The sequence below is a fragment of the Rhodocytophaga rosea genome (assembly GCF_010119975.1).
GTDB classification, from domain to species: domain Bacteria; phylum Bacteroidota; class Bacteroidia; order Cytophagales; family 172606-1; genus Rhodocytophaga; species Rhodocytophaga rosea.
Window position 1 is genome coordinate 1,428,518 of sequence record NZ_CP048222.1, and the last position, 15,435, is coordinate 1,443,952.

The 15,435-nt window shown below is 38.9% G+C and carries 5 protein-coding genes and 2 pseudogenes; 2 read left to right on the forward strand and 5 right to left on the reverse strand.

The genetic code is table 11. The features are described 5' to 3' along the window. Positions 1 to 21 precede the first annotated feature (21 nt). Positions 22 to 165 (forward strand): annotated as a pseudogene (locus GXP67_RS06095) (integrase core domain-containing protein); the annotation flags it as partial. Positions 166 to 292: 127 nt separating this feature from the next. After that, positions 293 to 1,433, forward strand: a pseudogene (locus GXP67_RS38520) (IS256 family transposase); the annotation flags it as partial. 19 nt (positions 1,434 to 1,452) lie between these two features. Here the strand turns inward: GXP67_RS38520 and GXP67_RS06110 are convergent. From GXP67_RS06110 to GXP67_RS06130, 5 genes are all read right to left on the reverse strand, one after another. Beyond that, the gene (locus tag GXP67_RS06110; RefSeq protein ID WP_162442322.1) at positions 1,453 to 4,818 is read right to left on the reverse strand and encodes a sensor histidine kinase; all 3,366 of its coding nucleotides are present in this window, start codon (positions 4,816 to 4,818) and stop codon (positions 1,453 to 1,455) included. A gap of 223 nt (positions 4,819 to 5,041) precedes the next feature. Then, entirely contained in the window at positions 5,042 to 8,080 is a 3,039-nt protein-coding gene (locus tag GXP67_RS06115; protein WP_162442323.1) for an OmpA family protein, read from the reverse strand. A gap of 62 nt (positions 8,081 to 8,142) precedes the next feature. Further along, complete coding sequence (locus GXP67_RS06120) at positions 8,143 to 9,198, reverse strand: PorP/SprF family type IX secretion system membrane protein (RefSeq protein ID WP_162442324.1); 1,056 nt, start codon at positions 9,196 to 9,198, stop codon at positions 8,143 to 8,145. 55 nt (positions 9,199 to 9,253) lie between these two features. Beyond that, positions 9,254 to 10,435 carry a T9SS type B sorting domain-containing protein gene (locus tag GXP67_RS06125; protein WP_162442325.1) on the reverse strand — a complete coding sequence of 394 codons (1,182 nt, stop codon included), beginning with the start codon at positions 10,433 to 10,435 and terminating at the stop codon, positions 9,254 to 9,256. Positions 10,436 to 10,470: 35 nt separating this feature from the next. Next, on the reverse strand, positions 10,471 to 14,850 hold the full coding sequence (locus GXP67_RS06130) for a DUF7151 family protein (RefSeq protein ID WP_162442326.1): 4,380 nt from the start codon (positions 14,848 to 14,850) through the stop codon (positions 10,471 to 10,473). Positions 14,851 to 15,435: the final 585 nt, after the last annotated feature.

Consider the following 15,435-nt stretch of genomic DNA (forward strand, 5'->3'; position numbering starts at 1 on the left):
TGTCCACAGTTTTATTGTAAGTCTGGTAGCTTCCGGGATGAGTGTTTAAGTACCCTTTGTTTTTTGTCTCTGGAAGATGCCAAGGAAAAGATTGAGCAATGGCGGGAGGAATATAATCACTTCCGGCCTGATAGTTCGTTAGCAGAGTTAACCCGGATCAGGTAGCAACACAATGCCAATTACGCCCGATTTCTCCATTTTTTAGCTCTATCCTGATTTTGGGAGGGAGAGTGTTACAGGAAGTGTGGAAAATGAAAAATAGTTAAATTCATTATCCAAACCAACACTACCTATGCAAGCTGACAAACCAATCCTTACCAAAGAATTTCTCTCCCAGTTTAAGGGTGAACAGGATCTGACTCAATTCTTCACTGATTTATACAAGCAGGCTTTGAATCAGATGCTGGAAGGTGAACTCGATGAACATCTGGGCTATGGCCGTTATGCACGCAAGCCTGTGGCTGATGGCAACTACCGTAATGGCAAGACAGAGAAACAACTCAAGACTACCTATGGCAAATTAGACTTGCAGGTACCTCGAGACCGGGAAGGTAGTTTTGAGCCACAGCTTGTAAAAAAGCGCCAGACAGCTTTAACCAAAGTAGAAGATACGGTACTTTCCTTGTATAGTAAGGGAATGAGTACACGCGATATTGAACAACAGATCAAAGAATTATATGGGGTAGAATTACTTGAAGGGACTGTCTCCCGAATTACTTCCCGCATTGTCAATCTAGTCACCGAATGGCAACAACGCCCTTTACAGCCGGTATATTTAATGCGGACCTAAACAGGGTTTATCGCTGGGTCCGTGGCTAGATGCTTTACGTTTTCATGTCCGGCAGGAACACAAAGTGATCTGTAAGTCCTGTTATTTAGCCATTGGCCTGAATGCGGAAGGCAAAAGGAAGCAGCCTCAGTGGCTATCGGCCACTGAGGCTGCTTCCTTTTGGCTGCAAGTACTGACTGACTTGAAAGGGCGAGGGGTAAGAGATATTATCTTAGCCGCTACCGATAATTTAGTTGGGTTGCCTGAGGCAGTGGAAGCTACTTTCTCTCACAGCCTGGTACAGGTATGTCTCTGTCACCAGATCCGTAATTCCTTAGCCTATGTAGCATTTGATGAGCGTAAGGAATTTGCTCAGGACCTATATCCTATCTACCAGGCAACTACTAGGGAAGTAGCCGAAACTCACCTGTTGAAATTAGAGGAGAAATGGAATAAAAAGTATCCACAGGTAGTTAAAAGTTGGTTTACCAATTGGAACAGGCTCAGTGTGTACTTTGACTTCCCACAGGAAATCCGCCGCTTGCTCTACACTACTAACATCATCGAGAGCTTAAACAGTATGATTCGCAAATACACCCGTAATAAGCTGGTCTTTCCTGATGATCAAGCTGTGCTGAAAACGGTGTATTTAGCTTTGGAACAGTCTCTCTCCTAAAATTCTTTTAAAAAACTAACAGCTTTGGAAGTTGAATTTCAAATACTGTTCCCTGTTTATTTTGCGGCTGTAAGTAAATTTTGCCTTTCAATTTGTCAACAATAATTTTTGAAATGTACAAGCCAAGTCCTACGCCACTTGTATGAAATGTTCCTCTAAAAAACATAGTAAATAATTTGCCTTGCACTTCTTTGGGGATACCTATACCATTATCGCTGATTTGAATACATATATTCTGGGAATTTACTTCAGAAGCAGCTATATTTATGTTGTGTGAATCAGAGGATTGGTTGCGGTATAATATGGCGTTTTCGATTAAATTATGTAATACTGACCGAAGAAGAAGTTCATCTGTCATCAGAGAAATATTTTTGATCTTTGAAAGATCAAACCTGATATCTGAAAAACCATCCAAATTATTAAAAGAATTAATAACATCTGATACAAATGGTTGTAAAGCTATTTCTTTTGGCCGGATTACGGTTTTTCTAACATCATAAATGCTCAAAATCCGAAGCAGCCGTTTATTGGTTTGTTCTGAATTTTCATTCAGCATTTTTATATACATTAATGCCGTCTCGTCTTTTATATCTAATTGTGCTACTTTACATAAGCCTAAAATACTAGCAATAGGACCTCTAATATCATGGGAGGCTCTATATATGAACATATCTAACTCCTGATTACTCTTTATTAACTCTTCATTCGTTTCTGTCAACTCTCTGGTTCTTTGTTTTACCCGGCTCTCTAATTCATTATTTATAGCTTTAAGCTCTTCATTTTGTTCTTCAATTATATAATGAGCCTCTACTAAGCTTGCATTTGTTACCTCAATGCTATTTTTTTGAGCTTCTATTTTCTCATTTTTCTGAATTAACTCTGCGGTCCGTTCTAAGACTAGCCCTTCCAAGATTTTTTTCTGCTTTTCAATGGAATTAATTCTTGCTCTATAATATAGAAAGCTGGCTCCTACAATGGTAGCTACAAATGCTATTCTGAATAACCATGTGTTGTACCAGGCAGGGTGAATGATGATTTTAATAGTGGTTTCATTCTCATTCCAAACCCCATTTTTATCAGCTGCTTTCACCCTGAAAATATACTCTTTTGCATCTAAGTTGGTATAAGTTGCCCTTCTCTGATTTCCTACATAATTCCATTCTTTATCAATACCGTCCATTTTGAACGCATATTGGTTTTTGTCAGCATCTAGGTAACTTAACAAAACAAACTCAAATGAAAAGAAATTATCGTCATGCTTTAGTTCAATAACCTTGGTTTCCCAGATTGGTTTTTCAAGTACCTTCTTTTGATTAAAAAGATTAAAAGCAGTAATATAGACTGGCGGAATGTACTTATTGTCGAGTATATGATCCGGATAGAAACTTATAAAATGATTTAACCCCCCAAAATATAACTCTCCTGTTTTGCTATTATGGTAAGAGCGTTGTACAAATTCATCGTTATACAATCCGTCATCAGCAGCAAAATGTCTGAAATTATTGGTAGCAGCACTGTATCTGGAAAGCATCTTAGTAGTACTTATCCATATATTTCCAGTAGTGTCTATTAATATCCCACAAATATTATTGCTTGGCAGTCCTTTTTTATCAGTAAATGTTTCGAAAGTCTTAGTTTTTGGATCGAATTTATTAAGACCTCCATCAAAAGTACCAATCCAGATAAAGCCTTCTTTATCTTCTGAAATAGCTGTAATATAGTTGCTTGTTAATCCATTTCCCTCCTTAAGCGTCCGCTTATAGTTAGTAAACTGTTGAGTGGAGGGATCAAACTTAGCTATGCCTGAATCCTTTGTACCAATCCACAAATTGCCAGCTTTATCTTCGTAAATGACTTTAATGGTATTACTGCTGATAGATCTAGCATTGGTTGGGTCATGCTGATAGCTGGTAAACTGATTTGCTTCTGGATTATACTTACATAATCCACCATCATACGTTCCTATCCATATATTACCTATCCTGTCTTTTAGCAAGGCTTCTATTGAATTGCTGCTCAGCATGGCAGGATTATTGGCAAACAGATCTGTTTGATAAACCAAGAGCTTTTTTGTGCGCTGTGTATATCTGTATAAACCATTATCAGAAGTACCTATCCACATATCTCCGGCATTATCCTCGCAAATTGCCGTTACAATGTCTTGATTTAAGCTGCCAAAATCAGCAAGTTTGCTTTTAAATAATGTAAATTTTTCGCATTGTTTGTCATAGAGATACAGGCCATCACCGAACGTACCAATCCAGAGCGTTTTGTTAGAATCTTCATATAACGATATAACTGAACCTGCTATAAATTTTTGGGTACTGCCAGCATCATTTGCATAGGTTGTAAAGGCAAGATTCTGCGTCTCAAATTTATTTACCCCTCCACTTTGGGTACCTATCCACAAATTTTTCTCCTGATCCAGATAAAGCGTATTGATTGTATTATCGCTGATTGAGAGGAACTTAAAGGGATCATGCGTATAGGAAGTAAATTCCTCTTTTTTCGGGTCAAACCGATTTAAACCACCTCCTTTTGTACCAATCCAAAGTATCCCTAATGCGTCCTGTTGAATAGCCTGTACATAATTATTGCTTAATGATTTACTATTTTCGGGCTGATGTCGATAGATTTTATACTGTTTTGTACGCTTATTTAATTTGTATAAACCGCTTCCATTGGTTCCAATCCATAAGCTTCCTGAATTGTCTCCAAAGATTGAATAGATATCGAGCCCTTTTGCATCGTTACTGCTGTAGAAGTAGGTTGAAAAAAGTTCTTTTTTTGGATCAAACTGGCAGAGCCCTCCCCCAAAAGTACCTAGCCACAGTATACCTGCATTGTCTTCATAAATGGAAAAAACAGAATTTGCGCTTAAGCCTTGAGGGTTATCAGGTTGAGTTTGATATGCCTTGAAGGTATTGTTGGTGGGATTCAGTTTGCAAAGTCCTCCTCCAAAGGTACCAATCCAGATATTCCCTGTCTTATCCTGCAGAATGGTACAAACATTGTTTGAACTCAACCCATTTGTTGCAGATTCCCGGTAGGAGTAAATCTTAAATTTACCTGTTCTTCTATCAAACCTGTTTAAGCCGCCATCATAGGTTCCTATCCAGATATATCCATCTCTATCTTCAAATAAAGCCTGAATGTGATTACTCGACAAACTTTCGGTATTTAAAGAATCATGTAGATATACCTTTATTGAATAGCCATCATATACATTTAATCCTTCTTTTGTACCAAACCAGATATAGCCTTTACTATCCTGTAAAATACATAGTACATTTTTGTGCGATAAACCTTGTTCCTGAAGGATATGCTTAAATTTAATATCATGGCCTTGTGATTTTGCCCAATAAGGCATCATACCCATAAAGAATATAGGTATAAAAACAAACCATTTACTAATACCAGTATATTTCATCAAAAATCTTCTCCTTTAACAAAAGGATTCTTTCTTTTATAAAAGAATAAGGTTTATTTAAAATCTAATCACGCTTGAAATTAAAAAAATCTTATACAAACCAACAAAAGCATTGATTTATGGCATAAAAGCTCATGTAATGTATCAGTGCCAGATAGTCGTAGGATTATTTTTCCGGGGAGGATTTCTTATTTTTAGTAAAGCCTGATGTTTCACTTTTTTTAGAAATCCTTACTTTGATAGGTTGATAAGGCTCTATGAAATCAGAGGTTAGATTATTGAGTTCTTGCAATTCTTTAACAGTCATTCCAGTTTCCCTGGCAATACTTTCTAAACTGGTTCTTGCTGGTAAAATGTAAGTTTTTAAATCTTGATTATATAATAAGGGGCCTCCTTTGATCAAAAATTCAACTCTCCGATTGTTTTGCCTTCCAGTGGAATCCTCATTTGAAGTTGCAGGATTGCTTTTTCCTCTGGCATTCACTACCAACACATGGGAAGGAAGTTCTTTCTGTAGCAGATAATTTAACACGGCTTCCCCTCTTTGTCTGCTTAATACTAAATTGTATGCATCTGAGCCAATACTGTCCGTATAAGCGTGGATTTCTATTTGTATATCCGGGAACCGGTGGTAAAAGTCTGCCAGTTTTTCTAAAATATCTATAGATTCCTTTCTAAGTGCATATTTATTAAAATCAAAATAAATGTTTTTTAAATTAATTGAAATAGGAGCTTCTTCATAGCCTATTACTTGCAGGTCTTCCACATAATATTTAGAAGGCTCAGCAATATTGCTGGAAGGAGTTTCTATGAGTATTTTATAATTCTCATCTAATGGCAGATTCGTATATTTAAAGCTTCCATCTTCGCCAGTTCTTATCATTTTTATAATAGAACCTTTTTCATTTACCAAGGGAATCATTATTCCGGCAGCCGGAGATCGGGTTGCCGTTTCCATCAGTTTTCCACTAATACTCACATTATTATAATCTCCCATAGAGAAATTATTTAATGAGGCATCTTGAGCGTTTATTTTTTCGCCATTTTTAAATCTGGAACGTTGAGAACTTATCTGATTTTTCTCATTGACAGGCAATTGCTGATACTGAAACTGTTCTTGCTCACGTAATGAACTTACATCTGAACTGGCAATTGCATTCGTTAGCTGGGTAGAAATAATTCTGTTAACAATTTTTTTCTCTTCTTCCGAAAGATGGGTATAGTAAAATGAATCCTCTTCATTAAGAGCGATATCTTCGCCACTTTCTTGCAGGGCTTTTTTTGCAGCTATCATCCGGTTAATTCTTTCCTTTTCAGCTGCAGGTAATTTCTCATAATAGAAACGGTCTTCTGTTGATAAGCTAGTAGGGTCTACTAATGGATCAGTTTCTTCATGGATGCGGGAGGCTATTACTCTGTTTAACCGCTGTTTATCTTCATAACTTAGCTTTTGATAGTAGAAGGCATCCTCATCAGTAAGCACAATATCCTGATTACTGATTTTTGCCTGGAGAAATGCCTTGGTCATCCTATTTATTCGTTCCTTATCTTCTGTTGCTAAATTTTGATAATAAAATTCATCCTGCCCTCTCAATACGGATAGATCGGATTCTGTTAATTGATTTATCCGTTGGTCTACCATCCGTTCAATTTTTTGTTTTTCTTCGGTAGATAAGTGTGCATAAAAGAAAGCATCTTCTTTATCTAAAGGTAAATCTTTCTTGTACAGGCGGCCTGCTTCTTTTCGGGATACAATTCTGTCTACAGCTAACTTATCTTCTTCCGGAAGATAATCCAGGTTAAATGAAGCCAGGTATGATAAATCTATTTTTTTCTCTAAAAGATTTCTGTTGATTAAAGCCAGAACCGTTTCGCTGCTTTTGATTTTAAAAGAGTATATATCAAAATTGCCATAAGTGCCCGAACGATTGGATGACAAATACCCAGTTGTGGTACCCATTATAAAAAAGAAATCATCCTTATCGGAATTGATAGGGAAGCCCATATTTATCACTTCTTTATCTGGCCCGTCTGCCATAAAAATATCTAATCCTCCAAGGCCAATGTGTCCATCAGAAGCAAAGAAAAGCTTATTTTCAACGGCATTATAATAAGGTGATAATTCCTGCTGAGGTGTGTTAATTTTACTTCCTACATTCACTGGCTGGCTCCAGTTCTCATTTCTCCTGGAAACACTCATCCATATATCATTCAAACCGAATCCACCCGGACGGTTAGAAACAAAATATAAAGTATCGCCTGAGGGGGATAAAGCAGGCTGCCGGGAATCGAAACCAGTAAGATTAACCTGCGTATTTAATTTCACTGGTTTAGTCCATACACCATTTTGCAGGGTAGTAAGATATATTTTACACGAAGAATTTTCTTCATAACAGCTTGTAAAGTAGAACTTATCTTTCGAAGCATTAAATGTGCCTGTGCCATCCCCCCATGGTGTATTTATGGCCTCAAACTGGTCATTATTGATGGTTTTATTCCAGCCGGTTGAATCTACATGAAAGCGGTACATATCACTAAGATATTCCCCAAGTTTGATGTCTTTTATTTTCCCCGTAGTATTTTCCCTGCCGGAAGTAATAATAAGGGCACTGTCGTTTTCAACTATAATGGGAGCATAATCGTGAAAATCGGATACTACCGGTTTAGGTAATTGGGAAAAATTAAACTCTCGCCATGGAAGTAACAACTGTGCAAAGGCAAACGCACAGCCTGCTTTTTCAAGTTTTGCTCTATCGATTAATTTGCTTTTTGTTACAGGATCAAACGCTTCATTTACTACTGCATTTTCTATAAAAGAATCAAAGTTTTTTATCGCCTCTACATATTTCTTATTAAACTTCTGCATCAAGGCATAATAAAACAAAGCCTCAGGATATTTTTGGGCAGCCGAGTAGTACACCTGGCCGTATTCTTTTTCTGCTGACTTGTAATCGAATAAATGCCGGTGGCATTGGGCCAGATGGTAGGTTATATAAGAATCATCCGGGGCTATTCTGGAAGCAATTCCGTAATATTTAGCAGCTTCCGCATACAATTCATGCTGCCAGTAATAATCTGCATGAAGCAGATGTTGCTTCAGCACTTTTTTGGATGGGGAAGATTGTGCCAGAGAAGGAAAAGAAAAGATACAGCTGCTGATCCAGATGATCAGGTACATTAGGAAGATAGCTGCTCTACTTTTCATTGTACTATGTAACTTAATATATAATCTATATTTTGCTTGAATAGAATTTTCCTGTTACCAGTTTACATCAGGGGCGTTGAATACCTTCGGATTTGAGATTCTTTGTTAATTCTATAGGCAATAGAAATTTCATAGGCACCTCTGGAACGTGTATAATAGCGCAAAGACGAAATATTCATGTCATAGCTAAAACCGAAAGAATAGTTTTTCACTTGTACACCTGTTGAAAAAATAAAGGAATCCTTTACCCTATACCATCCACCCAGCATAAAATTGTATGGAACATTTATAGCCTTTCCACTATGAGTGGTATAGGTAACATAATACCCTATATTAACCTGAGTAGCGTTGTTTTGCCGCATGGCTAAAAAATTGGGAGAAATATAAAAGCTTTGAGATAGTTTCCACTCAGCTCCTCCATGCAGCTTATATAACACAGGCAACCGGTTTGATTCGCTTTTCAGCATCGATTCATTGGGCCTGTTTAAATTAGATGCCGCAAAACCTAAAAAACTACTGAAACTATTGCCTGAATCAGTATAGGAAAAGTTTTTACGCGGATTGTAATACCACATTATTCCATAACTGATTACCGGCATTGTAAGCTGGTCTGAAAACTGGCTGGCACTGGAAACCAAACCAGGATTAAATCCCATGACAGGATCATATTGCGAACCCCATTGCAGATGATTGTAACTGATCCGTTTTTGAATAAATCCGGCCTGCCCTCCGAAAGAAACGATCTGGTTATACTTTTTCCCGAACACCAGATCATGGGCAAAAGACAGGTATACCCCATTTGTTTTAAACTGTTTACTTTCTCCGGCCACATCTGTATATGCAGAGATTCCTATTCCATTGCGATGTATATCTACAGGGCTGTTTTTGCCTACCGGCATACTAAAAGAAAATTGCCCTGTAGTAAAAGGAGTGCCCATGCTGGTCCATTGAGAACGGTAGTTAATTCCAAAACAGATATCTTTCTCAGCACCAAGTAAGGCAGGATTTAAATAGGTAGAAGAGGCATAATATTGTGAAAAATGAGCATCCTGGGCGCTTGACAGATACGGAATAAACAAAAGTACATACCATAACTGCTTTGGTTGTATGTATCCCATTGAGCACAAATAGCAAGAAATGCAGTTCAACCAATGGGTAAAATTTTGCATACGCCTATTTAATTAGTGAAATAGTCCCTACTTTTTTAAATGATTTTCCGGTATTAAATTTCCCCTGCAACGTGTAGGTATATACCCCGCTACTTTCTGTGGCGCCCGTATTCATATTCGTACCATTCCATCCTTTAGAGGATAGCTCTTCCAGTGAAGTACTTTCATAAACCTGGTTGCCCCACCGGTTATAAATCCTGAACAGCAGATTTTCCTGGGAAATATTTTTTCCATAAATTTTTACCACCCGGTCTTCTTCCAGGGCGGCAAGGGGAGAAAAAGCATTTGGGATGAATAGCAGATTTGAGGTAACTTCATTACGAGCCACCCCTATTGAGAAAAAATTCCCACTAATAGGAAGTTTGCTGGTAATAGTTCCCTCTACAAGACTGCCCGTTGTTTTACTCATTCCTAAACTACGAAAAACGCCTCCCGGCCCATTTGCCTCTGCCACTACAAGTGAATCTATATTGGCAAAGTTTTCAGTCTGATCGAAGCTTAGGGTAATAAATGCTTTATTCAATATACCCGAAAGCATAGTTTGTTGCCAATACCTTATTTGGGAAACTTCCTGTAAGTCGCCTCCAGGTTGAGCCTGTAAATTCGGTTCAAAAAGTTCGAAGCCAGCAACCGGAGAAACACCTTCTATTTGATCTAACAATACTGGTTTATAGCGTCCATTTTTCCCTATAGGAAAAAACTTATTGCCAGTCCCTTCCTGAAAGAGTCTTCCATTAATGTATGACTGATTGGAACCGCCATTAATCACAGCCTTTTCTTTTATCAGGAAGACAGATTGCTGATCTGGTGTTACTAATCCATTGGTGAGTTGTAATTCCTGTGTAACAGTAACATGACTCTCCAGGATTTTTTCACCCATGCCCGCTATCTGGAGCTTATAAAAATTTTGATTATTGTGTCTTACAGCCTGTTGAGTATTTCCATTCAGAATAAATGTACCTGTACCAGGATTATAATCACTGCGGTTATCCCAGTCACCAGAAACCGAAAGTGCACCGTTATTGGTAAAAGTACCTTCATTCACAGCGCTTCCATCCACACTCACAATGGTATTAGCAGTTATATGAATCAACTGTCCTTTGTTGGTAAGCATTTGTGCCTGCAAAGGCAGTACAAAAGCCGATTCTAAAATACACAGTATAAATATATATATTCGTAATTTCATACTTGCTCTTATTCTGCGTTGCTAAAGGTTTTAAATCAATTACTTGAATAACTTAATTGCAACCATTTATTACCATCCCATATAAGTGTAAGTGTTTCTTCATGTTTCAAATCCTTATCGCCGGCTAAATTTAAGTTTCCACTATCATTGAATTTAAGCTTTTTGTCATTGGTCTGATACGCAGCAATAATCAAGATCTGCCCCGGCTTAATGCCGTTAGCGAGTGAAACATTCTGATCATTGGTATTAGTACCTGTGATTTTTATAAAAGTATTATTCCCGACTATTACATTAAAACTAGAAAGGCCAGAAGTAATTATACCAGGAGTTACAGATAATGCACCGTCTACTTCCAGCTTGGTTCCTGGTGTATTGGTTCCAATACCTACATTGGTACCATTATCATAAACTTGAGAAGTAGATGATAACGTAGTTGAAGAAGTCCACTTAGGAATATAATTAGTAGTACCACCATTTAGAGTGCCGGTAATATAAGTTTGAGGTGCCCATTGAGTGCCATCCCAGGTTAAAATTTGGTTAGTTGCCGGTGCCGTATTGGCCACAGGCCTGCCTTGTAACCTGGATACAGTAGTTGAATTTAAATTTCCTGTTACATCTCCTGATGCTGAAATAGTTGTATTGGTAATATTCGTTACTCTACCTTTCGAATCAGTTGTTAGTACAGGCACTTGTGTGGAACTTCCATAGGTACCGGATGTACCTACATTCGTTAATTGCAGTTGGTCGGCAACTATTTCAATGCCTCCTGAAGCGGCTACATTTACTTCCAGACTCTCATCTGTTCCATTTTTACCTAAACCATTACCGGCCACATCTGCATTGATCTTTGCAGCAGACACATTTCCATTCTGAATTTTAACAGCAGTTACAGAGCCATCTGCTAAATCATTGGTGCTGATTGTACCATCCATTATCTGATTGGTAGTAACCGCATTTAATGCAAGCTGTGTAGTGCCTACTCCCCCAGGAGCAATGGAGAGAGTGGCATCATTGCTTAACGCTCCTCCAGTTAAGCCAGTACCGGCATTAACAGATGTAATGTCTCCTCCTAACGTAGGAAAAACGCCCCAGTAAGGGTTGCCTAAAATATCTGTAGTTAATACCTTATTTCCATCAAACAGGCCTGCTGTACCGATTTTACTAACTGTCACCGCATTATTTGCAATCACATTTGTAGTAACAGCGTTTGATTTTAGCTGTAGATTTGAGAATGTGCCCGACAGGTCGCCTCCTGCTGTTGAGGATGTAGTTATATCATCAGCGGCATTGGTATCACCTGAGTTTGAAATAACCCCTCCACTGATGTTGATACCTGTACCGGCTGAATTAATATTGTTTGTACCATTACACACATAGGTAGTAGAACTAACTTCGGTTGACTCTAAGATATTATTCGCATTTATATCTAAACCTGACTCTATCTTCTGTCCGCCATTCACACAATTTACGCCTGAAAGCTCGGCTGTAGTTTTGCTTAAACTACTAATTCCATTGGTGCCACCTACACCAGCTATACCTTGCAAGCCCTGAGGTCCTTGTGTACCAATATCCCCTTTGTCTCCTTTTGGCCCTTGTGCCCCAACATCACCCTGATCTCCTTTTACTCCTTGTATGCCCTGAGGCCCCTGTAGTCCGGTGTCGCCATTGTCCCCTTTAATACCTTGTGGGCCTTGGACACCTATATCGCCTTTATCTCCTTTCAACCCTGTAGCACCAACCAGGCCTTGCAAACCGTTACATATATAAGAAGTAGAAATAATTTCAGCAGCATCCAGAATGTTGTTCCGGTTGAGATCCTGGCCGGATTCAATCTTCTGTCCGCCACTGACACAATTTACGCCTGCTGCTTCTAAAGTAGTTTTACTTAAACTATTGTAGCCATTTATACCATTTGTGCCGGCAAGTCCCGGCAAGCCTTGAGGTCCTTGTGGGCCTACATCACCTGTATCCCCCTTATCTCCTTTGTCTCCTTTTGTGCCCTGAGATCCTTGTGGACCAGTAGCACCAATCGGGCCTACTTCTCCTTGAATCCCTTGTGGACCTATATTACCGAGATCTCCTTTTGGTCCCTGCAACCCTATAGCTCCAACAGGACCCTGCGGACCTTGTAGCCCTGTATCACCTGTATCCCCCTTTTGTCCTTGAGGCCCAGTTTCTCCTTGTATTCCTTGCAGGCCAGTATCTCCTTTGTCCCCCTTATCGCCTTTCGATCCTGTTGATCCTATAAAACCTTGAATACCTTGATCTCCTTTATCTCCTTTCAACCCTGTAGCACCAACCAGACCTTGTGCACCATTGCAGACATAAGAGGTAGAAGTGATTTCAACAACATCCAGAATGTTGTTCCGGTTGAGATCCTGGCCAGATTCAATCTTCTGTCCGCCACTAACACAATTTACACCCAATGGCTCAGCGGTAGTTTTTGTTAGGCTGTTATAACCATTTGATCCATTGATACCATTCGTTCCTGTGGGTCCTTGTATTCCATTACAAACAAAAGAAGTAGAAGAAATTTCACCTGCATCCAATATGTTGTTACTATTGATATCTAAGCCTGATTCTACTTTTTGTCCACCATTCACGCAGTTTATACCAATAGATTCATTAGTAATCTTTGTTAAGCTATTAAAGCCATTCGTACCATTTATTCCGGTAAGTCCTTGCGGCCCTGTATCTCCTTGATCGCCTTTGTCTCCTTTGGGGCCTATTCCTCCTTGAGGCCCCTGTAACCCCTGAATCCCTTGGTCCCCTATATCGCCCTTGTCCCCTTTAGCACCCGTAGCTCCTATTAGACCTTGAGGCCCTATATCGCCCTGATCTCCTTTATCCCCCTTTTGTCCTTGGCTACCAGTAAGACCTTGTGCTCCGGTATCACCCTTGTCGCCTTTTTCTCCCTGTATACCTTGAGGTCCCTGTACACCGGTATCTCCTGTATCGCCTTTAATACCTTGAACACCTTGAGAACCAGTATCCCCTTTCATGCCTTGTGCACCAGTATCTCCTTTGGGGCCTATTAAAGCCAGGCCGCTTCCCCAATTACCGCTTGTTTTAGGACCAAATAATGTGTTGGTAGTTATATTGATGTAAAAATCTCCATTAATTCCAATAGTGGATAGTGGATTGATAGCTCCATTCAGGATACTTTTTCCATCTAAGCCATTTACCCCAGCTATTCCTTGCGGGCCAGTATCTCCTTTGTCCCCATTCTCGCCTTTTATTCCTTGTGCACCATTGCAGACATAAGAAGTAGAAGTGATTTCAGCAGCATCCAGAATGTTGTTCCGGTTGAGATCCTGGCCGGATTCAATCTTCTGTCCACCACTGACACAATTTACACCTGCTGCTTCTATGGTAGTTTTACTTAAACTATTGTAGCCATTTATACCATTTGTGCCGGCAAATCCCGGCAAGCCTTGTTGCCCTTGAGGTCCTTGTATACCTGTATCACCTGTGTCTCCTTTGTCCCCAGTAGCACCTTTCAAACCTTGTGGACCAATATCGCCTTTATCCCCTTTTACTCCTTGAGGCCCGGTAGCGCCTGTAGCACCAACAGGTCCTGGTAAACCTATCTCCCCCTTATCCCCTTTATCGCCCTTTTCTCCTTGCATGCCTTGTACACCACTATCACCTATATCTCCCTTGTCGCCCTTCCCTCCTTGGGCACCCTGTAAACCTTGAATTCCCTGCGGCCCTTGCGCTCCAGTATCTCCTTTGTCGCCCTTCTGGCCTTTATCACCTTGAGGCCCGGTAGCACCTGTATCTCCTTTCTGTCCTTGTAAGCCAGTAAGACCTTGTGTTCCCGGATCACCCTTCTCGCCTTTCAATCCCTGTGGCCCTGCGTCCCCTTTTGATCCTCGTGGCCCTACATCACCCTTCTCTCCCTTTAAGCCCTGAGTGCCCTGTGGTCCTATGTCTCCTTTAATATTAAGTTTCTTACTATACACACCATCAACTTTCTCATATACATCACCGGAATTAATATCAATATAGAAATCACCCTCATTACCCAAACTATTGATTGGTATTCCATTGCCTGAATGCCATATTGACCCATTAGTAGAAGTTACTGTACTACTTAAGCCTTCCACCCATTGTGTATCTTTCCAATAATAGAATTTCTTACTATTAGAATCAAAAACGATTAATCCGTTATCGGCTGAAGTTAAAGAGGAAGTAAATTGAATGTCTGTCCGCTGTGCAGTAGTAAGACGAGGAAGAAGTACACCTTGATTATTAGAAGGTGAAACTATATCTATTACTGCATGTTTATTTGGAGTATTTGTCCCAACTCCTACCGTATTTTGAGCATCTACATAATAAGACAACAGAAATAAACATATAATACTTATACTGGTTTTTATTACATTTATCTTAGGCAAGTAAAATTTACTCATATTCCTGGCAGAGATTTGCTCCCACTTGATTAGTTAGTATATAATTATTTTACAAATTCTACCTGGCACAGATAATATGATTGTTCATTAAATAAATCAAAACCACATATAGCTTATTCTTGTATTATTTTGTGGACAATTATACTCATGGCCGAACTTTTGAATATTTTAATAGATATTAATTTGAATATGTATCATTATTCTTAGTTGAGCAGATTTACATTATCTGAGAGCTATATTGTTTAACATTAACATAAACTTATCAGTATCAATCCTATCATATATTTACTGCTGTTATATACAATAAATTTAATACCAGATCGCAGGTAGATTTTTTATAATCGAATGGAATATAAGCTGAAATTTTATTCTAAGCTTAGAGAGCTTTAGGAGAGATAATATTCTGAAACTATCCTGTTGTATGTTATTATACTTTTTTAATCGTATCACCCTTTCTAGATATAAAAATCCTTTATAATTGACATCTCTACCATAGCCTTACATTATAAGAAGGTACAGTATCCTTGCATGTATACAGAATTATGAACGTACTTGACTGGACATTAAGTTGAGCGCAGAAAGTTT

What these genes read in the sequence shown, in the direction of transcription:
- GXP67_RS06110 (WP_162442322.1), bottom strand. Translation starts at nt 4,818, where the DNA reads ATGATGCCTTATTGGGCAAAATCACAAGGCCATGATATTAAATTTAAG.
- GXP67_RS06115 (WP_162442323.1), bottom strand. Translation starts at nt 8,080, where the DNA reads ATGAAAAGTAGAGCAGCTATCTTCCTAATGTACCTGATCATCTGGATC.
- GXP67_RS06120 (WP_162442324.1), bottom strand. Translation starts at nt 9,198, where the DNA reads ATGGGATACATACAACCAAAGCAGTTATGGTATGTACTTTTGTTTATT.
- GXP67_RS06125 (WP_162442325.1), bottom strand. Translation starts at nt 10,435, where the DNA reads ATGAAATTACGAATATATATATTTATACTGTGTATTTTAGAATCGGCT.
- GXP67_RS06130 (WP_162442326.1), bottom strand. Translation starts at nt 14,850, where the DNA reads ATGAGTAAATTTTACTTGCCTAAGATAAATGTAATAAAAACCAGTATA.